The sequence below is a fragment of the Streptomyces sp. NBC_00726 genome (assembly GCF_045161735.1).
Classification (GTDB): domain Bacteria; phylum Actinomycetota; class Actinomycetes; order Streptomycetales; family Streptomycetaceae; genus Streptomyces.
In genome coordinates this window covers 1,854,736-1,875,900 of the sequence record NZ_CP108983.1, presented here as the reverse complement: position 1 = coordinate 1,875,900, position 21,165 = coordinate 1,854,736, and the positions used below count along the sequence as shown (strand labels likewise).

Here is a 21,165-nt window from a genome sequence, read left to right as displayed (position 1 = left end):
ACGAAGGCCCGGTCCGGGGAAACCCCCGGCCGGGCCTTCGCGTCATGGAGTGCATGGAACAGGGAAAGCACCAGGTGCCCGCGTACTACGAGGGCGGTGACGGCTGCCTCACCGCGGTGATCCGCGTCCCGGTCCGGATCGTGGTGCTCCTCGTCGTCCTGCCGGTCCGGATGGTCTGGGACGCCCTCGTCGTCACCGCCCGGGCCGCCGAACGGCTGCTGCTCCGCCCGCTCGGACGCGCCCTGGCCTGGCTGCTCCTGGCCCTGCTCGTCCGGCCGGCGGTCGTGCTCTGGCGCCATGTCGTGGTGCCCGTGGTGCGGTACGGGATCGTGCTGCCGCTCCAATGGGCGTACGCGCGGCTGCTCACCCCGCTCGGACACGGGCTGCGGTGGCTGTACCGCGAGGTGCTGGTCCCGGCGGTGCGAGGGCTGGGCTCCGCCCTGAAGTGGCTGCTCACCCTCGTGCTAGTGATGCCGGTGGTGCTGCTGTGGCGTTACGTCCTGGTGCCCGTCGGGCTCGCCGCGGCCCGGCTGGCCCGGTATCTCGTGGTGATCCCGCTCGGCTGGGTGTACCGGTGGGTGCTCACCCCGCTGGGCCATGCCATCGCCTGGACGCTGGAGCTGGTGATCCGGGGGATCGAGGGGTTCTTCCGGGGCCTCGGGATCGCGCTGCGGTGGCTCGTCGTCGTGCTTCTCGTCACGCCCGTCGGCTGGGTGTACCGGCACATCCTGACCCCGGTCGGCCGGGAGATCGCCGCCGCGCTCGGCATCGCCTGGCGGATCGCCGGATACCTCTCCCGGGCGGTCGGCCGGGCCCTCGCCTGGCTCGCCCGGAATCTGATCGCCGCGCCGGTGCGCTGGGCGTACCGCACGGTGTGCGTCCCGGTCGGCCACTTCGTGCGCGACGCCTTCCTGGCACCCGCCGGGCGGGCCCTGCGCGCGATGGGCCGTACGGCCCGCCAGACGCTGCGCGCGGCCCGGGAAACGGTGCGCCGGGCCAGGCGCGACGCCTGGCGTGCCCTGGTCGGCGCGCCCGCCGAACCCGAGCCCGGGGAACCCGGAAGCCCCCTTGCGCGTACTCTGGGTAGTGCAACGACCGTGCCCAGCGCGGTGCCAGGACCAGAGTTCTCCCCGCTCCCGGAGAAATCCGCACAGCAGGGGTGAGCCGGGCCGGGCCCCCGGGCCACCCGCATTTCGAGGGCGGCGCGCCACCGCGCCCGCCCCGCACCGAGGAGAAGAACCACTGGGCAAGCGACAGCCCGAAGGCCCGCCGCCCGCACCGGCGGTGCAGCGCATCCGACTGCGCTACACCAAGCGCGGCCGCCTCCGGTTCACCAGCCACCGCGACTTCCAGCGTGCCTTCGAGCGGGCGCTGCGCCGCTCCCAGGTGCCCATGGCCTACTCGGCGGGCTTCACCCCCCACCCCAAGGTGTCGTACGCCAACGCCGCCCCCACCGGTACGGGCAGCGAGGCCGAGTTCCTGGAGATCGCCCTCACCGAGCCCCGCGACCCGGGTGTCCTGCGTGAGCTGCTCAACGACTCCATGCCGGACGGCCTGGACATCACGGACGCCGTCGAGGCCCGCACCTCGGGCCTCGCCGACCGGCTGACCGCCTCCGTCTGGGAGATCCGCCTCGACGGGGTGACCCGGGAGGACGCGGAGAAGGCCGTGTCCGCGTTCAACGAGGCGGAGACCGTCGAGGTCGAGCGCCGTACCAAGAACGGCATGCGGACCTTCGACGCCCGTGCCGCCGTGGTCGGCCTCCAGACCCTTGATCTTCCGGCTGATAGGCCCGGTGACAGGGCCTGTGCGATACTGCGGCTGGTTGTTCGGCACGTGACACCTGTCGTACGGCCTGACGACGTCCTGTCCGGTCTCCGCGTTGTGGCCGACCTGGCGCCGCCGGTCCCCGCAGCGGTGACCAGGCTGGCGCAGGGGCTCTTCGACGAGGAGTCCGGCACGGTGACCGACCCGCTCGCGCCCGACCGCGAGGCAGCCCCGGCCGTGTCCACCACGGCCACCGGGACCGCCGTCGCGACGGCGCCCGAAGGTGCAGGTTCCGCGTAAGGCGGTCGTCGTAGCGCAGCCCTCGCGCTCGGGAGCCACCTGGGCCGGGCCGCGCGCTGACCCATAAGACTTTCGCCAGGCCGTCCGCACACCGCGTACGGAACCGGCGAGCCAAGATTCAGCTCCCGTGCGGCGCCCGCGCCCCGGACGGCGGTGCCGCGGCCACCCGCGGACCGAGCCGGACCGGAATCAGGTGCGGCGCCCGGGAGCGCGACGGGAGAAACGCCCGCATGCCCCAGCCGAACGAACCCGGCACCGCCGGGAACGCCGAAGACAACAACACCCCCGGGGACAAGCTCCCCCCGCGCCGCAGGCGCCGCGCCGCCTCCCGCCCCGCCGGTCCGCCGTCGGGCGGGGCGCAGGCCACCGCCGACACGTCGGCCATACCGGCCGTTGACGCCGCAGAGTCCCCGAGCACGGAGCCGGCCGCCGAGGCCGCCCCCGCCCGCCCCCGCCGCCGCGCGGTCCGCAAGGCCACGTCCCCGGCCGGCGCGCCGAAGACCGCCGGGCAGGCGGAGCCGGTGGAGCCCGTGACCCCCGAACCGGCCGCCGCCGAGCAGCCCGCCGCCGAGCCCGTCACCACGGAGCCGGCCGCCGAGCCCGTCGCCGAGGCCCCCCGCCGTCGCCGCGCCGCCCGCAAGGCCACCTCCCCGAGCGGTGCGCCGAAGACCGCCGAGCCGGCCGAGATCGTTGAGGAGGCCCCCGTCGTGGAGAGCCCCGAGCCCACCGCCGAGAGCGCCGCTCCGGCGCGCCCGCGCCGCCGCGCCGTCCGCAAGGCCACGTCGCCCGCCGGTGCGCCCAAGACCGCCGAGACCGTGGCGGAGGCCGAGCAGGCCGCCGCCGAGCCCGTCACCACGGAGCCGGCCGCCGAGCCCGCCGCCGAGGCGCCCCGCCGTCGCCGCGCGGTCCGTAAGGCCACGTCGCCCGCCGGTGCGCCCAAGGCCGCCGAGATCGTGGCGGAGGCCGAGGAGATCCCCAGCACCGCCGCAGAGCCGGCCCCCGAGCCCGCCGAGGCCCCGCGTGGCCGCACCCGCCGCCGGGCCTCCGCCCCGGCCGGTGCCCCGCAGGCCGCCCCGGTGGAGCCCGTCGCCGAGGCGGACGAGACCGAAGAGGCCGAGGAGACCGACGAGGTCACCGGGACGGCCCAGGCCGCCGAGCCGGTCGCCGAGCCCGTCGAGGCCCCCCGCGGCCGCCGCCGCGCGACCCGCCGGGCCTCGTCCCCGGCCGGTGCGCCGAAGGCCGCCGACGAGCAGCCCGCCGAGGCCCAGACCGGTGAGAGCCTGCCCGAGGCCGCCGTGGAGGAGCTGGCCGCCGAGCCCGTCGAGGTCGAGGAGGCCGCCCCGCGCGGCCGCCAGCGCCGCCGGGCCACCGCCGCCGGCCGCCCCGAGTTCACCGCCGAGCCGGAGGAGCCCGCGCGCCGGGGCCGCCGGGCCACCCGCCCGGCCGTCGCCGTCTTCCAGGCGCCGGTGTTCGCCGAGCCGATGTTCCAGACCCCGGAGACCGCCGCGGCCGCTGCCGCCGCCGCCACGCACGAGGAGCCCGAGGACGAGGTCGCCCCGGTCCGCGAAGAGGCGCCCGCGCCCGCCGAGACCGTGTCGCAGGGCGGTTCGCGCCGCCGTCGCCGCCGGCGCGGTGAGGCCGCCGAGGCCGACACCGCCGAGACCGTGACCGCCGCCCCGGCGCAGGAACAGGCCGAGGACGAGCAGGAGCCGGAGGCCGCGGCCGAGGCCGAGCAGGACGGCGAGGACACCGACGAGTACGGCGACCGCCCGTCGCGCCGCCGTCGCCGGGGCGGCCGTCGCCGCCGCCGGGGCGAGGCCGCCGAGGACGAGGGCGCCGAGCAGCAGACGGACGACGAGCACGCCGACCGGGCCGAGGACGAGCCCGAGGCCGCCCAGGAGTCCGCCGACGAGGCGGACGAGGACGACGACGAGCGCGAGTCCGGCGCCTCCGGATCGAGCAGCAGCCGCCGTCGCCGGCGCCGCCGCCGGCGCAGCGGTGACGCGGTGGCCGAGGGCGAGAACGGCTCGGACGACCCGGAGCGCACCGTCGTCAAGGTCCGCGAGCCCCGCAAGAAGGAGGAGCGGGAGCCCGGCACCGGCTTCGACGAGGTCCAGTCCATCAAGGGCTCGACCCGCATGGAGGCCAAGAAGCAGCGCCGCCGCGAGGGCCGCGAGCAGGGCCGTCGCCGGGTGCCGATCATCACCGAGGCCGAGTTCCTGGCCCGCCGCGAGGCCGTCGAGCGCGTCATGGTCGTCCGCCAGAGCGGCGAGCGCACCCAGATCGGCGTCCTTGAGGACAACGTGCTCGTGGAGCACTACGTCAACAAGGAGCAGGCCACCAGCTACGTCGGTAACGTCTACCTGGGCAAGGTCCAGAACGTGCTGCCGTCCATGGAGGCCGCCTTCGTGGACATCGGCAAGGGCCGCAACGCCGTCCTGTACGCCGGTGAGGTCAACTTCGAGGCGCTGGGCATGGCCCACGGGCCCCGTCGTATCGAGACCGCCCTCAAGTCCGGCCAGTCCGTCCTGGTGCAGGTCACCAAGGACCCGATCGGCCACAAGGGCGCCCGCCTGACCAGCCAGGTCTCGCTGCCCGGCCGCTACCTGGTCTATGTGCCCGAGGGCTCGATGACCGGGATCAGCCGCAAGCTGCCCGACACCGAGCGCGCCCGGCTCAAGACCATCCTCAAGAAGATCGTCCCCGAGGACGCGGGCGTCATCGTGCGCACCGCCGCCGAGGGCGCGAGCGAGGACGAGCTGCGCCGTGACGTCGAGCGGCTCCAGCAGCAGTGGGAGGACATCCGGAAGAAGGCGAAGGGCACCGGCAGCTCCAACGCGCCGACGCTCCTCTACGGCGAGCCGGACATGACCGTCCGGGTCGTCCGGGACATCTTCAACGAGGACTTCTCCAAGGTCATCGTCAGCGGCGACGACGCGTGGGAGACCATCCACGGTTACGTGTCGCACGTGGCGCCCGACCTGTCGGACCGGCTGTCGCGGTGGACCTCCGAGGTCGACATCTTCGCGACGTACCGCATCGACGAGCAGCTGATGAAGGCGCTGGACCGCAAGGTCTACCTGCCGAGCGGCGGTTCGCTGGTGATCGACAAGACCGAGGCGATGGTCGTGGTCGACGTCAACACCGGCAAGTTCACCGGCCAGGGCGGCAACCTGGAGGAGACGGTCACCAAGAACAACCTGGAGGCGGCCGAGGAGATCGTGCGCCAGCTGCGGCTGCGCGACCTCGGCGGCATCGTGGTGGTCGACTTCATCGACATGGTGCTGGAGTCCAACCGGGACCTGGTGCTGCGGCGCCTGCTGGAGTGCCTGGGCCGCGACCGTACGAAGCACCAGGTCGCCGAGGTCACCTCGCTGGGCCTGGTCCAGATGACCCGCAAGCGGGTCGGCCAGGGGCTGCTGGAGTCCTTCTCCGAGACCTGTGTCCACTGCAACGGCCGCGGTGTCATCGTCCACATGGAGCAGCCGGCGTCCGCGGGCGGCGGTGGCGGCGGCAAGCGCTCGAAGAAGCGGCGCGGCGGCGGTCAGGACCACGACCACGGCCACGAGCACGCTCAGGAGCACACCGAGGCCGAGACCGAGGCCGAGGTCGCCGCGGAGGTCGCCGCACCGGTGGCCCTGCCCGAGCCCGAGTTCGTCCCGGACGAGGAGCTGTACAGCAGCGCCGCCGAGGCCGAGGCCGCCGTCGCACGCGGCCGCGGCCGCCGCCGGGCCACCCGCAAGGCATCGGCCCCGGCCGGCGCCCCGAAGTCCTCCGCCGCCCCGGCGGAGGAGATCGTGGCCGAGCCGGTCGCGGAGCCCGTCGCGGCTCCGGAGCCGGTGGCCGAGGAGGCTCCCGCCGAGGCCCCGCAGGGCCGCACGCGCCGCCGGGCGACCCGGAAGGCGACCGCCCCGGCGGGCTCGCCGGCCCCGGCCGAGCCGGCCGTGACCGAGCCGGCCGTGGCCGAGGCAGCCCCGGCCGAGCCCGCGCCGGCCGCCGAGCCGGTCACCGCCGAGCCGGTCACCGCCGAGCCCGGCCCCGACCCGGTGGCCGCCGAGGACCCGGTGGTCGAGGCGTCGCACGCCGAGGCCCCGGCCGAGGAGCCGGCCGCGCCGCCGCGTGTCCGGCGCCGCGCCACCCGTAAGGTCAGCGCGCCCGCCGGTTCCCCCACGGGTGCCGAGGACGCCGCGGTCGTCGTGGTGGACACCCCCGAGGCCCCCGAGGCCGAGGCGGAGCCCGAGGCGGCTCCGGCCAAGAAGGCGGCCCGCAAGACCGCCAAGAAGGCCACCGCCAAGAAGGCGGCGGTCAAGAAGACCGCGGCCAAGAAGACGGCCGCGAAGAAGACGACGGCCAAGAAGGCGGCGGCGAAGAAGACGGTGGCGGCGGAGCAGCAGACCGCCCCGGCCGTCACGGCCACGGCCGACGAGGACTGATCCGCCTCATGTGACGCGGTCCGGCCGGTCCCGCTCCGGGACCGGCCGGCCGCGTCGCGGCGCCGGGCCCGCCCGCCCCCGACACGAAAGCCCCCACATGCGCAAGATCCAGAAGGCCGTCATACCGGCCGCCGGGCTCGGTACCCGGTTCCTGCCGGCGACGAAGGCGACTCCCAAGGAGATGCTGCCGGTCGTGGACAAACCGGCGATCCAGTACGTCGTGGAGGAGGCCGCCGCCGCGGGGCTGAACGACGTCCTGATGATCACCGGGCGCAACAAGCGCGCGCTGGAGGACCACTTCGACCGGAACTACGAGCTGGAGTCGGCGCTGACCCGTAAGGGCGACGCCGAGCGGCTGGTCCGGGTCCAGGAGTCGAGCGACCTCGCGACCATGCACTACGTCCGCCAGGGCGACCCGCGCGGCCTCGGCCACGCCGTCCTGTGCGCGGAGCCCCATGTGGGCGACGAGCCCTTCGCGGTGCTCCTCGGCGACGACCTGATCGACCCGCGCGACCCGCTGCTGACCCGGATGACCGAGATCCAGGAGCGCGAGGGCGGCAGCGTCGTCGCGCTGATGGAGGTGGCGCCCGAACAGAGCCACCTCTACGGCTGCGCGGCGGTGGAGCCCACCGCCGAGGACGGCATCGTCCGGGTCACCGGCCTGGTCGAGAAGCCGGAGCCGGGCGACGCGCCCAGTAATCTCGCGGTCATCGGCCGCTATGTCCTGGACCCCGCCGTCTTCGCCGTGCTGCGCGAGACCGAGCCGGGCCGGGGCGGCGAGATCCAGCTGACCGACGCGCTCCAGCAGCTCGCCGCCGACGAGAAGCTCGGCGGCCCGGTGCACGGCGTGGTCTTCCGGGGCCGGCGCTACGACACCGGCGACCGCGGCGACTATCTGCGGGCCATCGTCCGCCTCGCCTGCGAGCGCGAGGACCTGGGCCCGGACTTCCGCGGCTGGCTGCGCGACTACGTGGCGTCGGAACTCTGACCCGCCCGCCGGGCACCCGCACTCCTGATCCCAGACACCCGCACCACCGCACCGAGGAGAACCCCATGATCGGCATGATTCTGGCCGCCGGCGCCGGCCGTCGTCTGCGCCCCTACACCGACACGCTGCCCAAGGCGCTCGTGCCCGTCGGCCCCGAGGGCGACGAGGAGAGCCTGACCGTGGTCGACCTGACGCTCGGCAACTTCGCCGAGGTCGGCCTGACCGAGGTCGCGATCATCGTGGGCTACCGCAAGGAGGCCCTGTACGAGCGCAAGGCGGCGCTGGAGGCCAAGTACGGCGTCAGCATCACGCTGATCGACAACGACAAGGCCGAGGAGTGGAACAACGCCTACTCCCTGTGGTGCGGCCGGGACGCCCTCAAGAACGGCGTCATCCTCGCCAACGGCGACACCGTGCACCCGGTCTCCGTCGAGAAGACCCTGCTGGCCGCGCGGGGCGACGGCAAGAAGATCATCCTCGCCCTCGACACGGTGAAGTCCCTCGCCGACGAGGAGATGAAGGTCGTCGTCGAGGACGGCAAGGGCGTGCGCCGGATCACCAAGCTGATGGAGCCGGCCGAGGCCACCGGTGAGTACATCGGCGTCACCCTCATCGAGGCCGAGGCGGCCGAGGAGCTGGCCGACGCGCTGAGGACCACCTTCGAGCGCGACCCGGACCTCTACTACGAGGACGGCTACCAGGAGCTCGTCAACCGCGGCTTCAAGGTCGACGTGGAGCCGATCGGCGACGTCAAGTGGGTAGAGATCGACAACCACGACGACCTCGCCAAGGGCAGGAAGATCGCGTGCCAGTACTGACCCGGCTGATACCCGCGCCGGTCGCCGTCGACATCCGGGCCGGGGCGCTCGCGGATCTGGCGGGTGTCCTCGCCGATCAGCGGATCTCCGGCTCCGGGAAGCTGGCGATGGCGATCAGCGGGGGTTCCGGCCGGGCCCTGCGGGAACGGCTCGCGGACAGCCTGCCGGGCGCCTCCTGGTTCGAGGTGGGCGGCGGCACGCTGAACGACGCCGTCAAGCTCGCCGAGGCCATGAAGTCCGGGCGCTACGACGCCGTGGTCGGCCTCGGCGGCGGCAAGATCATCGACTGCGCCAAGTTCGCCGCGGCGCGTGTCGGGCTGCCCCTGGTCGCCGTGGCGACGAACCTGTCCCACGACGGGCTGTGCTCCCCGGTCGCGACGCTGGACAACGACGCGGGCCGGGGCTCGTACGGCGTGCCGAACCCGATCGCCGTGGTCATCGACCTGGACGTCATCCGCGAGGCCCCCGTCCGCTTCGTGCGGTCCGGGATCGGGGACGCGCTCTCCAACATCTCGGCCGTGGCCGACTGGGAGCTGGCCCACCGGGTCAACGGCGAGGACATCGACGGCCTGGCCGCCGCGATGGCCCGGCAGGCCGGCGAGGCCGTGCTGCGCCACCCGGGCGGCCTGGCCGACGACGCGTTCCTCAAGGTGCTGGCGGAGGGCCTGGTGCTCACCGGGATCTCGATGTCGGTGGCCGGTGACAGCCGCCCGGCCTCCGGCGCCTGCCACGAGATCAACCACGCCTTCGACCTGCTCTTCCCGCGGCGGGCCGCCAGCCACGGCGAGCAGTGCGGGCTCGGCGCGGCGTTCGCCATGCATCTGCGCGGCGCCGTCCAGGAGTCCGTACGCATGGCCCGGGTGCTGCGGCGTCACGGGCTGCCGGTCACCGCCGAGGACATGGGCTTCGACGTGGACGAGTTCGTCCGGGTGGTCGCGTACGCGCCGAAGACCCGGCCGGGCCGCTACACGATCCTGGAGCACCTGAATCTGTCCGAGGACGGCATCCGGGACGCGTACGCCGAGTACGTCAGAACCGCCGCGGTCTGAGGGGCCGGGCCCGGTTTGACCGGCTGTGCCGGGCCCCGTAACCTTGACCGTCGGCGTTTGTTCGCCACACCTCTGAGCACCGACCTCCCGCTCGTACGGGAGAGGCCGCTCATCCACTCCGGATCATCACGGGTCCCCGGACCCGTGTGAGCGGCTGGCATCAGGGGTTTCCGTTTCGAGTGAGAGTGAGATCCGCGTGTACGCCATCGTGCGCAGCGGTGGCCGCCAGCACAAGGTTGCTGTCGGTGACATCGTTGAGGTTGACAAGATTTCCACTGCCAAGGTTGGCGACACGGTAGAGCTCTCTACCCTGCTCGTTGTCGACGGCGACGCCGTGACCAGCGACCCGTGGGTGCTCGACGGCATCAAGGTCCAGGCCGAGGTCGTGGACCACCACAAGGGCGCGAAGATCGACATCCTTCGCTACAAGAACAAGACCGGCTACCGCCGTCGCCAGGGTCACCGCCAGCAGTACACGGCGATCAAGGTCACCGGTATTCCCGCGGCTGCGAAGTAAGGGACTGAGAACACATGGCACACAAGAAGGGCGCATCGTCCACCCGGAACGGGCGCGATTCCAATGCTCAGCGGCTCGGCGTGAAGCGCTTCGGCGGCCAGGCCGTCAACGCCGGTGAGATCCTGGTCCGCCAGCGCGGCACCCACTTCCACCCGGGCACGGGCGTCGGCCGTGGCGGCGACGACACGCTGTTCGCCCTCGCCGCCGGTGCGGTCGAGTTCGGCACGCACCGTGGCCGCAAGGTCGTGAACATCGTTCCGATCGCCGGCTGAATTCCCGGCGCTCGTAGAGCGGTATGACGTGGAGGCGGACCTCACTTCCCGAGAAGGGAAGTGGGTCCGCCTTTCGCGTGTTGCCCTTACGGGGGCGAGCGAAGTTTTTCCGCAGGTATGCAACTGGAGGTTCCATCCATGACCACCTTCGTGGACCGCGTCGAACTGCATGTCGCCGCGGGTAACGGAGGCCACGGCTGTGCCTCCGTTCACCGTGAGAAGTTCAAGCCGCTCGGCGGTCCGGACGGCGGCAACGGCGGCCGCGGCGGCGATGTGACCCTGGTCGTGGACCAGTCCGTCACCACGCTCCTCGACTACCACCACCACCCCCACCGCAAGGCCACCAACGGCCAGCCCGGCGGCGGCGACAACCGCACCGGCAAGGAGGGCCAGGACCTGGTCCTGCCCGTCCCGGACGGCACCGTCGTCCTCGACCGCCAGGGCAATGTGCTCGCCGACCTCGTCGGCCAGGGCACCGCCTTCGTCGCGGGTCAGGGCGGCCGCGGCGGCCTCGGCAACGCCGCGCTGGCCTCCGCCCGCCGCAAGGCCCCCGGCTTCGCGCTGCTCGGCGAGCCCGGCGAGGCCCGCGACATCGTCCTGGAGCTCAAGACCGTCGCCGACGTGGCCCTCGTGGGCTACCCGAGCGCCGGCAAGTCCTCGCTGATCTCGGTCCTCTCGGCCGCGAAGCCGAAGATCGCGGACTACCCCTTCACCACCCTCGTCCCGAACCTGGGCGTGGTCACCGCCGGCGAGACCGTCTACACCATCGCGGACGTCCCCGGCCTGATCCCGGGCGCCAGTCAGGGCAAGGGCCTCGGCCTGGAGTTCCTGCGCCACGTCGAGCGCTGCTCGGTGCTCGTCCACGTCCTGGACACGGCGACGCTGGAGTCCGACCGCGACCCGGTCTCCGACCTCGACATGATCGAGGAGGAGCTGAAGCTGTACGGGGGTCTTGAGGACCGGCCCCGCATCGTCGTCCTCAACAAGATCGACATCCCGGACGGGCAGGACCTCGCGGACATGATCCGCCCCGACCTGGAGGCGCGCGGCTACCGCGTCTTCGAGGCGTCCGCCGTCGCCAGGACCGGGCTCAAGGAGCTGTCGTTCGCCCTGGCCGGCATCATCGCCGAGGCGCGCGCCGCCAAGCCGGTCGAGGAGGCCACCCGCATCGTCATCCGGCCCAAGGCCGTGGACGACGCTGGGTTCACCGTCACCCTGGAGGAGGACGGCATCTACCGGGTGCGCGGCGAGAAGCCGGAGCGCTGGGTGCGCCAGACCGACTTCAACAACGACGAGGCCGTCGGCTACCTCGCGGACCGGCTCGCCCGGCTCGGTGTCGAGGACCAGCTGCGCAAGGCCGGGGCCCGGGCGGGCGACGGCGTGGCGATCGGCGCCGAGGACAACGCGGTCGTCTTCGACTGGGAGCCGACCGTGACCGCCGGTGCGGAGATGCTGGGCCGCCGTGGCGAGGACCACCGTCTGGAGGCGCCGCGTCCGGCCACCCAGCGGCGCCGCGACCGTGAGGCGGAGCGCGACGAGGTCGCCGAGGAGTACCGGGACTTCGACCCGTTCTCGTAAGCACGAAAGACGACTGCGGGCCCGGTCCCTTCCGAACGGCGGAGGGGACCGGGCCCGCAGTCGTTTCCCAGAAACCTCAGATCTGGGCCAGGGCCTCGGCGGGGGAGGGGACCGGGGTGCGCTCCGCGAGCGGGATCACCGGCAGCGGGGTCTCCTCGCCCAGGAACACCCGGCGCACCACGCGCTCCGCGGCCCGCCCGTCGTCGTAGTCGCAGTACCGCTCCCGGAACGCCGCGCGCAGCGCCGCCGCCTTCTCGTCGCGCCACTCCGCCGAGCCCAGGATCGCGGTCAGCCGCTCCTGGGTCGTCGCGACGGCGCCCGGGGGCTCGGCCATCAGATCGAAGTTGGTGCCGCGCACGACCCGGTAGGTGTCCCAGTCGTCCGCGTGGATGACGATCGGCCGGTCCAGATCGGCGTAGTCGAACATCGCCGAGGAGTAGTCGGTGATCAGGGCGTCGGAGGCGAGGTAGAGCTGTTCGACGTTGCCGTGGCCGGAGACGTCGATGATCCGGCCGCCCGCCTGGAGCTCGGCGAGCCGGCCGGTGGGCTTGTAGAAGTAGTGCCCGCGCACCAGCAGGGTGACGTCCGGGCCCAGGTCCTCGGCCAGCTTCGACAGATCCAGCCGGGGCGCGAAGCCCTTCTCGTACTCGCGGTGGGTCGGCATGTACAGGAAGGCGGTCGTGCCGTCCGCGAGGCCGAGCTCCCGCCGGGCCGCCACGACGTCCGCCGCGGTGGCGTTGACCAGCACGTCGTTGCGCGGGTAGCCGGTCTCCAGGGTGGTGTACCGGCAGGGGTAGACCCGCTCCCAGACGGTGGTGGTGAACCGGTTGGAGGACAGGCTGAAGTCCCAGCGGTCGCAGCGGCGGAGCAGCTTCTCCATGTCCATGTCGGTGGACGCCGGATACTGCGCCTGGTCGAGGCCCATCGTCTTCAGCGGGGTGCCGTGGTGGGTCTGGAGGTGGATCTGACCGTCGCGCTTGACGATGGTGTCGCCGAAATTGACGTTGTTCGTCAGGTACTTGGCGCGGGCCATGACCGCCCAGTACTCGCGGGAGCCGACGATCACCTTCTCGACGCCCTCGGGCACCCGGTCGCGGTGCTCGGCGCGCACCGCCCAGACCCGGCGCATCCGCGGCGCCAGCCGGCCCAGCTCGGCCTCGATGGCCGCCGGGTTGCAGGAGTAGCCGCGGCCCCAGTACGCGGAGAACACGGCCAGGTTCTCGTCCACCGGCAGCCGCAGCTGGGAGCGGTAGAACATGCCGAGCGCCGCCCGCTTCGCCCGGCCGATCCGGGCCCTGCCGCCCAGCCGGGCGCGGTGGCGGACGTTGTTGGCGCGGGTCAGACCGAAGAACGCGGAGGCCGAGTCGACGCCGAGCAGCGCGTACTTGTAGCCGCGCCCGCCCGGCGGCCGCTCGAAGCCCTCCGGGAGCCGTGCGCGGTAGTCCTTGGCGGCCCGGTGGAAGAACTCGGCGCGTGCGTTGCGCGGCAGCCGGCCCGGCTTCTCCAGCACGGTCAGGAAGTGGTCGACCATCTTCCGGAACAGCGCCGGGCGCCAGGAGTCGAGGTCCGGCCGCCCGTCCAGGAACGCGAACACCCGGTCGTACTGGTCGAAGACGTCGAAGTGCTTCCGGCTGACCGTGCTGAGGATGTTGCCGCCCTCACGCCGCTGCCGGTACAGCACGCAGGAGCGGTCGAGCACCGCGATGCGCTCCGCCGCGAGGAGCGAGCTGTACGTCCACGGCGCGTCCTCGTAATAACCCGGCGGGAACTGGAGGCCGTGCCGGGTGACGAAGTCGCGGCGGTACGCCTTGTTCCACACGATCTGGAGCAGGTCCAGGAGCTGCGGGCGCTCGGCCAGCGAGAAGACGGCCGGGCCCTCCTCGGTCAGCAGGTCGGTGCGCTTGTTGCGCAGCAGCTGCCCGTCCCAGTAGGTCCGGGTGTAGTCGTAGACCAGGATGTCCGGGTCGCCGGTCGCGTCGAGCCGGGCCGCGATGGCCGACAGCGAGCCCGGTGCCAGGGTGTCGTCGCTGTCCAGGAAGAGGACGTAGTCACCGGTCGCCCGCGCGAGCCCGGCGTTGCGCGCACGGCCCAGGCCGACGTTCTCCGTGAGGTGCAGCACACGCAGCCGGTCGTCGCGGGCCGCGTATGTGTCGAGGATCGCACCGGAGCCGTCCGGGGAGCAGTCGTCCACCCCGATGACCTCGAAGTCGGCGAAGTCCTGCCCGAGCACGGAGTCCAGACACTCCCCGATGTACCCCTGCACGTTGTACGCAGGCACGATGAGCGTCAGTCGAGGCATCGTCCACCAGTTCCAGAGGGCTGTCCGCAGGGGTTCTACGAGGGTCGCGGTCGGACCGTGCGACAGTGGTCGGCGTCCGGCACCCGGACAGCGTAATTGATCGCCCCGGCCGCTCCCCGAGGGTGCCTCGGGCCCTTCCACGTAGGGTGGAACGCCGACGGGGGCACAGCAGCTGACAGGAGACGCACGACATGACCTGGATGGTTACGGGTGGGGCGGGGTTCATCGGGGCGCACGTGGTGCGCGCGATGCTCGCCGGTGGTCAGCGGGTGGTCGTGTTCGACGACCTGTCGACCGGCAGCGCCGACAAGGTGCCCGCGGGCGTCCCCCTGGTGACCGGCACGGTCCTCGACCGCGAGGCCCTGGACGCGGCGATCCGCGAGCACGGGGTGACCGGTGTGGTGCACGTCGCGGGCAAGAAGCAGGTCGGCGAGTCCGTCGAGCGGCCCCTCTACTACTACAAGGAGAACGTCACCGGTCTGGAGGTCCTGCTGGAGAGCATGGTCGCCGCGGGCGTCGACCGGCTGGTGTTCTCCTCGTCGGCCGCCGTCTACGGCATGCCCGACGTCGACCTCGTCACCGAGACGACCCCGTGCGCGCCGATGAGCCCGTACGGCGAGAGCAAGCTGGTCGGCGAGTGGCTGATCCACGCCGCCGCCAGGGCTTACGGGCTGCGCGCCGCCTCGATGCGCTACTTCAACGTGGCGGGCGCCGCCGCGCCGGAGCTGGCCGACGAGGGCGTCTTCAACCTCGTCCCGATGGTCTTCGAGCGCCTGGAGGCCGGCGAGGCCCCGCGCATCTTCGGCGACGACTACGACACGCCCGACGGCACCTGCGTCCGCGACTACATCCACGTCGAGGACATCGCCTCCGCCCACCTCGCCGCCGCCCGCCGGCTGGAGGAGGCCGAGGCCGGCACGGACCTCACGCTGAACATCGGCCGCGGCGAGGGCAGCTCGGTGCGCGAGATGGTCGACCGCATCCTCAAGGTCACGGGCAACGAGGACGCCACCGCCGAGGTCTCCGCCCGCCGCCCCGGCGACCCGGCCCGCGTGGTCGCCTCCGCCGAGCGCATCAGCGCGGAGCTGGGCTGGTCGGCGCGGTACGGCGTGGACGAGATGATCGAGTCCGCGTGGCAGGGCTGGCGCCTGCGCCACCCGTAGGCACGGTCGTACGCGGAAGGGCCCGGCACCGCTCGACGGAGAGCGGTGCCGGGCCCTTCGGCTCATGCCTCCCGCGCCGGTTGTGCCGCATCCGTGCGGCGCTGGGCGGGGATGCCGGACAGCAGCCGCTCCGCCACCCGCACGCGGTGCGCGTCCGCCGCCTCGCACAGCGCGCGCCGCGTCGCCGAACCGGACGGCGGGCCGGACGGGCCGAGGAGGCGGAGCTTCAGGGCCGCCCGCGCCTAGGCGAGCCCGTCGCCCCCGGGTGAGGACCGTCGCCGCCGACACGGTCGGGAAGGTCTCCCGGAACACCGCGTCGGCCAGGCCGCCGGTGTTCGCCACGGCGTACGGCTTCTCACCGGCCAGGAAGTCGCTGACCACGCTCGACACATCGCTGTGGAGTGGTCCAGGCGCAGCAGCTGCGCGACCTTCGGGAGGCAGACGACGGGGAGGCCGGTGGCGCCGCCCGAGAAGTACATGCCGGCGGTGGCCGGCAGGCCGGACAGCAGTACGCGGGGGCCGTGGTGGCGGGTCAGCAGGGCGGGCGGCGCCGGGGTGATGCGCAGCGCGGAGGCGTCGATCCGTGACTGGCGTACCCGGATCGCCGCCGCGTGGGCGGCGAAGTGCGGGGCGTAACAGAGCAAGCAGGCCGAGTACGAGGGGGAGGCAGACCGCCTCGCTCTGGTCGCCCGGCATCCTGACCATTCCGACGAGCAGCAGGAAATCGCAGGTCAGCCACAACCCTTTGCCATGTTCATGAATTCACTCGCCCGGAGCAGGAAAAGGTGCGACAACGCCCCGGATGTGACGTCAAGAAGGGGGCCCGGGCCGTTTTGTCACAGAAGTGCGGACGATTCTCAGTAAGGTCGGCCGGAGGTCACGGCTGCGACAGGACCGCCATCTCATCGGCCATATCTCAACGGCCACATCTCATCGTGGGGGCAGAAACTGTGAAGGCTCTCGTACTTTCCGGTGGGGCCGGCACCCGGCTTCGTCCCATTACGCATACCTCCGCCAAACAACTGGTGCCGGTGGCGAACAAGCCGGTGCTTTTTTACGGCCTGGAGGCCATCGCGGAGGCCGGCATCACCGAGGTCGGCATCATCGTGGGCGACACCGAGGAGGAGATCCGTGCGGCGGTCGGCGACGGTTCGCGCTTCGGCATCGATGTCACCTACATCCCGCAGGCCGAACCCCTCGGCCTCGCCCACGCGGTCCTGGTCGCCCAGCGCTTCCTGGGCGACGACGACTTCGTGATGTACCTCGGGGACAACTTCATCGTCGGCGGGATCGCGGACCTGGTCGAGGAGTTCCGCGAGGACCGGCCCGACGCGCGCATCCTGCTGACCCGGGTGCCCGACCCGGCCTCGTTCGGCGTCGCGGAGCTGGACGGGGACGGCAGGGTGGTGGCCCTGGAGGAGAAGCCGGAGCACCCGAAGAGCGACCTCGCGCTCGTCGGCGTCTACCTCTTCACCCCGGCCGTCCACGAGGCCGTCCGCTCGATCCGCCCCTCCTGGCGCGGCGAGCTGGAGATCACCCACGCCATCCAGTGGCTCATCGACCGCGAACGCGATGTGCGCTCCACGATCATCCACGGCTACTGGAAGGACACCGGCAACGTCACCGACATGCTGGAGGTCAACCGGACCGTCCTGGAGGGCGTCGAGCCGTGCACCGACGGCGCGTACGTCGACGGCGAGAGCGAGATCATCGGCCGGGTGCTGATCGAACCGGGCGCCCGGGTCACCCGCAGCCGGATCGTCGGGCCCGCCGTCATCGGGACCGGGTCGGTGATCAGCGACGCCTATGTCGGCCCGTTCACCTCGGTCGCCCAGAACTGCCGCATCGAGGACAGTGAGATCGAATACTCCATCGTCCTCGGGGGCGCTTCCATCGACGGGGTGCGGCGCGTGGAGGCATCGCTGATCGGCCACGACGTCGAGGTGACGCCCGCGCCCCGCAGCCCCTCCGCCCACCGACTCGTCCTCGGCGACCACAGCAAGGTGCAGATCTCCTCATGACCGGTACGCGCATCCTCGTCACCGGAGGCGCCGGCTTCATCGGCTCCCACTACGTCCGTACGCTGCTCGGCCCGGACGGCCCCGGCGACGTCTCCGTCACCGTGCTCGACGCCCTCACCTACGCGGGCAACCCGGCCAATCTGGACGAGGTCCGGGGCCGTCCGGGCTTCGCCTTCGTGCACGGCGACATCTGCGACCCGGAGCTGGTGGGACGGCTCATGGCCGGACACGACCAGGTGGTGCACTTCGCCGCCGAGTCCCATGTGGACCGCTCCATCGACGGCGGCGCCGCCTTCGTCCGTACGAACGTCATGGGCACCCACACCCTGGTCCACGCCGCGCACGAGGCGGGCGTCCGCACCTTCGTCCACGTCTCCACCGACGAGGTCTACGGCTCCATCGACGAGGGCTCCTGGACCGAGGACGAACCCCTCGCGCCCACCTCCCCGTACTCCGCCTCCAAGGCGTCGGGCGACCTCATCGCCCTGGCGTACCACCGCACCCACGGCCTCGACGTCCGCGTCACCCGCTGCTCCAACAACTACGGGCACCACCACTTCCCCGAGAAGGTCGTCCCGCTCTTCGTCACCAACCTGCTGGAGGGGCTGCCCGTCCCGCTGTACGGGGACGGCGCCCATGTCCGCGACTGGCTGCACATCGACGACCACGTCCAGGGCATCGAGCTCGTCCGCACGAAGGGCCGCCCCGGCGAGGTCTACAACATCGGCGGCGGCACCGAGCTGTCCAACAAGGAGCTCACCCGGCTGCTCCTGGAGGCGTGCGAAGCCGACTGGGACACCGACGTGGTCCACGTCCAGGACCGCAAGGGCCACGACCGGCGCTACTCCGTCGACTGCACGAAGATCCGCGAGGAGCTGGGTTACGCGCCCCGCAAGGACTTCGCGGCCGGCCTCGCCGAAACCGTCCGCTGGTACCGGGAAAACCGCTCCTGGTGGGAACCGCTCAAGGAAAGGGCCGCCCTGTGAGGCCGCGCTGGCTGGTCACCGGGGCCGGCGGCATGCTCGGCCGGGACCTGACGACCGCGCTGGCCCGCGAGGGCGCCACCGTCGTCGCGGCGGACCGCGCGGCCCTGGACATCGCCGACCCGGCCGGGGTCCGTGACGTCTTCGACGCCCAGCGGCCCGCCGTCGTCGTGAACTGCGCCGCCTGGACCGCCGTGGACGACGCGGAGAGCCGGGAGGCCGAGGCGCTGCGCGTCAACGGCACCGGACCCGCCGTCCTCGCCGGTGCCTGCCGCGCCCACGGCAGCGTCCTGCTGCACATCTCCACCGACTACGTGTTCGCGGGCGACGCGGACCGGCCGTATCCGGAGGACGCCCCGACCGCCCCGCGCAGCGCGTACGGCCGCACCAAACTCGCCGGGGAGCGCGCGGTCCTGGAGACCCTGCCGGACACCGGCCACGTCGTGCGGACCGCCTGGCTCTACGGCGCGGGCGGCGCCAACTTCGTCCGTACGATGATCAGGCTGGAAGCCGTCAAGGACACCCTCGACGTGGTGGACGACCAGTGCGGCCAGCCCACCTGGACCGCCGATCTCGCCTCCCGGCTGGTCCTGCTGGGCCGCGCCGCGCTCGACGGCACCGCCCCGGCGGGCGTCTACCACGGCACCAGCGGTGGCGCGACGACCTGGTACGGCCTGGCCCGCGAAGTCTTCCGGCTGCTGGGCGCCGACCCGGACCGCGTCCGCCCGGTCGGCAGCGCCGCCTTCGCCAGACCCGCGCCCCGGCCCGCGTACAGCGTGCTCGCGCACGACCGCTTCCGGGCCGCCGGCATCGAGCCCCTCCGCGACTGGCGTACGGCACTGCACGCGGCCTTCCCCGCGCTGCTCGCCGCCGAACGCCCCGGTCAGCCGGCCGCCGGGCTGAACGACGGCTCGCCCGCCCGGACCCCCGGCACCGCCGGACCGTCCGCACGCAGCCGCGCGTAGTACGCCTCGCACTCCGCGTACGACGGCAGCAGCCCGCGCCCCGCGGCCTCGGCGAGCTTCGGGGCCGAGGCGTCCTTCGGGGAGAGCAGCGGCGCGATGTCCGCCGGCCACTCGATGCCCAGCTCCGGGTCGAGCGGGTCGATGCCGTGCTCCCGCTCCGGCGCGTAGCCCTCGGAGCAGAGGTACAGCACGCACGCGTCGTCGGTCAGCGCCATGAAGCCGTGGCCGAGCCCCTCCGCGAGGTAGACCGCCCGGTGGTCGGTGTCGTCCAGCCGGACCGCCTCCCATCGCTGGTACGTGGGCGAGCCGGCGCGTACGTCCACGATCACGTCCAGCACCGCGCCCCGCACGCACTTCACGTACTTCGCCTGGCCCGGCGGCACGTCCGCGAAGTGGATCCCGCGCAGCGTGCCCCGCCGCGAGCTGGAGAAGTTGGCCTGCGCGAGCCCCAGCGTGTGCCCGGCCGCGGCCCCCAGGTCCGCCGCCCGGAACCACTCGTGGAAGCTTCCGCGGCCGTCCGGGAAGACCGTGGGCTCGTGCACCCAGGCCCCGGGAACGGAGAGCCGGCGCATGCGATCACATCCTGTTCGCACTCCGCGGGGCCACCTGCCGGCCCCGGTGTCTCTGCCCAACGAGTCCGGGGACCGAACAGACACGGAACGGTACATAAGGCGATGAAAAGGTCGCCCCGGCGTTTCCACGGTGCGGAACGCGAAGGCGCCGGATTCCGCTCTCGCGTAGATTGCGGGGTCCAGCGAGCGAATGCGGGGGACCGGGTGTCAGGGGCAAGGCAGGGCGTGACGGAAGCCCGCAGGATCGTGGTCAAGGTCGGTTCCTCCTCCCTCACCACCGCCGCCGGCGGCCTCGACGCCGACCGCGTCGACGCCCTGGTCGACGTGCTGGCCAAGGTCCGCGACGGCGGCGAACGCGAGGTCGTCCTCGTCTCCTCCGGCGCCATCGCCGCCGGACTCGCCCCGCTCGGACTGCACCGCAGGCCCAAGGACCTGGCCCGCCAGCAGGCCGCCGCCAGCGTCGGCCAGGGACTTCTCGTCGCCCGCTACACCGCCTCCTTCGCCCGCTACGGCATCCGCGTCGGCCAGGTCCTGCTCACCAGTAACGACACCAGCCGCCGCGCCCACTACCGCAACGCCTACCGCACCCTCGACCAGCTCCTGGACATGGGCGCGCTGCCCGTCGTCAACGAGAACGACACCGTCGCCACGGACGAGATCCGGTTCGGCGACAACGACCGGCTCGCCGCCCTCGTCGCCCACCTGGTCCGCGCCGACCTGCTGGTCCTCCTCTCCGACGTGGACGGCCTCTACGACGGCGACCCGAGCATCCCCGGCACCACCCGCATCGCCCAGGTCACCGGACCCGCCGACCTGGCCGGGGTCAGCATCGGCAGCGCCGGCAAGGCGGGCGTCGGCACCGGCGGCATGGTCACCAAGGTCGAGGCCGCCAGGATCGCCACCGCCGCGGGCATCCCCGTCGTTCTCACCTCCGCCAGCCACGCCGCCGACGCCCTCGCCGGCCGCGACACCGGCACCTACTTCCACCGCACCGGACGCCGCTCCGCCGACCGGCTCCTCTGGCTCGCCCACGCCTCGACCCCGCGCGGCGCGCTGACCCTGGACGACGGGGCGGTGCAGGCGGTCGTGGAGCGCCACAGCTCGCTGCTGCCGGCCGGGATCGCGGCGGTTGAGGGCGAATTCACCGCGGGCGACCCGGTCGAACTCCGCGATCTGCGGGGGCGGCCCGTGGCGCGCGGGCTCGTCAACTTCGACGCCAAGGAGATGCCGCAGCTCCTCGGCCGCTCCACCCGCGACCTCGCCCGGGACCTCGGCCCCGCCTACGAACGCGAGGTCGTACACAGGGACGATCTCGTCCTCCTGCACGGCTGACGCCCCCCGAAACGGCTGAAAGTCCAGCCATCGGACCGAGACCTTCACGAAAACCACCCCACACCGGGCCGCGGGCTGGTCCACTTTGTAGCAGGGAAACTGCGGGGT

17 protein-coding genes are annotated in these 21,165 nt (G+C 72.8%); 15 read left to right on the top strand and 2 right to left on the bottom strand.

The annotated features are described in order from the left end of the window. Positions 1-53: 53 nt before the first annotated feature. From OG338_RS08405 to obgE, 9 genes are all read left to right on the top strand, one after another. Complete coding sequence (locus tag OG338_RS08405; protein ID WP_405936715.1) at positions 54-1,163, top strand: hypothetical protein; 1,110 nt, start codon at positions 54-56, stop codon at positions 1,161-1,163. Positions 1,164-1,284: 121 nt separating this feature from the next. Beyond that, positions 1,285-2,067, top strand: a complete 783-nt coding sequence (locus tag OG338_RS08400) for a TIGR03936 family radical SAM-associated protein (protein ID WP_405936714.1) — start codon at positions 1,285-1,287, stop codon at positions 2,065-2,067. 230 nt (positions 2,068-2,297) lie between these two features. Then, positions 2,298-6,500: an Rne/Rng family ribonuclease gene (locus OG338_RS08395; RefSeq protein ID WP_405936713.1), complete on the top strand. Its 4,203-nt coding sequence runs from the start codon at positions 2,298-2,300 to the stop codon at positions 6,498-6,500. Positions 6,501-6,597: 97 nt separating this feature from the next. Then, positions 6,598-7,488: a UTP--glucose-1-phosphate uridylyltransferase GalU gene (galU, locus tag OG338_RS08390; protein ID WP_405936712.1), complete on the top strand. Its 891-nt coding sequence runs from the start codon at positions 6,598-6,600 to the stop codon at positions 7,486-7,488. A 65-nt stretch (positions 7,489-7,553) separates the two neighbouring features. Further along, a complete protein-coding gene (locus OG338_RS08385) occupies positions 7,554-8,306 on the top strand; it encodes a sugar phosphate nucleotidyltransferase (RefSeq protein ID WP_405936711.1) in 753 nt (250 codons plus the stop codon). Further along, positions 8,294-9,355: an iron-containing alcohol dehydrogenase family protein gene (locus tag OG338_RS08380; protein ID WP_405936710.1), complete on the top strand. Its 1,062-nt coding sequence runs from the start codon at positions 8,294-8,296 to the stop codon at positions 9,353-9,355. The genes OG338_RS08385 and OG338_RS08380 overlap by 13 nt, the downstream gene beginning before the upstream one ends. Before the next feature lie 196 nt (positions 9,356-9,551). Then, positions 9,552-9,872 (top strand): 50S ribosomal protein L21, encoded by a 321-nt coding sequence (gene rplU / locus OG338_RS08375; protein ID WP_014045903.1) that lies wholly within the window; start codon positions 9,552-9,554, stop codon positions 9,870-9,872. A 14-nt stretch (positions 9,873-9,886) separates the two neighbouring features. After that, positions 9,887-10,144, top strand: a complete 258-nt coding sequence (gene rpmA / locus OG338_RS08370; RefSeq protein WP_018103204.1) for a 50S ribosomal protein L27 — start codon at positions 9,887-9,889, stop codon at positions 10,142-10,144. 138 nt (positions 10,145-10,282) lie between these two features. Further along, a complete protein-coding gene (gene obgE, locus OG338_RS08365) occupies positions 10,283-11,722 on the top strand; it encodes a GTPase ObgE (RefSeq protein ID WP_405936709.1) in 1,440 nt (479 codons plus the stop codon). 76 nt (positions 11,723-11,798) lie between these two features. Here obgE and OG338_RS08360 read toward each other — a convergent pair whose 3' ends face one another. Beyond that, positions 11,799-14,021 carry a CDP-glycerol glycerophosphotransferase family protein gene (locus tag OG338_RS08360; RefSeq protein WP_405936708.1) on the bottom strand — a complete coding sequence of 741 codons (2,223 nt, stop codon included), beginning with the start codon at positions 14,019-14,021 and terminating at the stop codon, positions 11,799-11,801. Between the two features lie 191 nt (positions 14,022-14,212). Here OG338_RS08360 and galE point away from each other — a divergent pair, with 191 nt between their 5' ends. From galE to rfbD, 5 genes are all read left to right on the top strand, one after another. Next, positions 14,213-15,184, top strand: coding sequence for a UDP-glucose 4-epimerase GalE (galE, locus tag OG338_RS08355; RefSeq protein WP_405936707.1), 972 nt, complete (start codon positions 14,213-14,215; stop codon positions 15,182-15,184). 456 nt (positions 15,185-15,640) lie between these two features. Next, positions 15,641-15,820 carry a hypothetical protein gene (locus tag OG338_RS08350; protein WP_405936706.1) on the top strand — a complete coding sequence of 60 codons (180 nt, stop codon included), beginning with the start codon at positions 15,641-15,643 and terminating at the stop codon, positions 15,818-15,820. Between the two features lie 314 nt (positions 15,821-16,134). Then, positions 16,135-17,205, top strand: coding sequence for a glucose-1-phosphate thymidylyltransferase (locus tag OG338_RS08345; RefSeq protein WP_405936705.1), 1,071 nt, complete (start codon positions 16,135-16,137; stop codon positions 17,203-17,205). After that, entirely contained in the window at positions 17,202-18,191 is a 990-nt protein-coding gene (gene rfbB / locus OG338_RS08340) for a dTDP-glucose 4,6-dehydratase (protein ID WP_405936704.1), read from the top strand. The genes OG338_RS08345 and rfbB overlap by 4 nt, the downstream gene beginning before the upstream one ends. Next, entirely contained in the window at positions 18,188-19,153 is a 966-nt protein-coding gene (gene rfbD / locus OG338_RS08335; protein ID WP_405936703.1) for a dTDP-4-dehydrorhamnose reductase, read from the top strand. The genes rfbB and rfbD overlap by 4 nt, the downstream gene beginning before the upstream one ends. Here rfbD and rfbC read toward each other — a convergent pair. After that, positions 19,072-19,725 carry a dTDP-4-dehydrorhamnose 3,5-epimerase gene (rfbC, locus tag OG338_RS08330; RefSeq protein ID WP_405936702.1) on the bottom strand — a complete coding sequence of 218 codons (654 nt, stop codon included), beginning with the start codon at positions 19,723-19,725 and terminating at the stop codon, positions 19,072-19,074. The genes rfbD and rfbC overlap by 82 nt on opposite strands. Positions 19,726-19,950: 225 nt before the next feature. Here rfbC and proB point away from each other — a divergent pair, with 225 nt between their 5' ends. Next, positions 19,951-21,057, top strand: coding sequence for a glutamate 5-kinase (proB, locus tag OG338_RS08325; protein ID WP_405936701.1), 1,107 nt, complete (start codon positions 19,951-19,953; stop codon positions 21,055-21,057). The last annotated feature ends 108 nt before the right edge of the window (positions 21,058-21,165 follow it).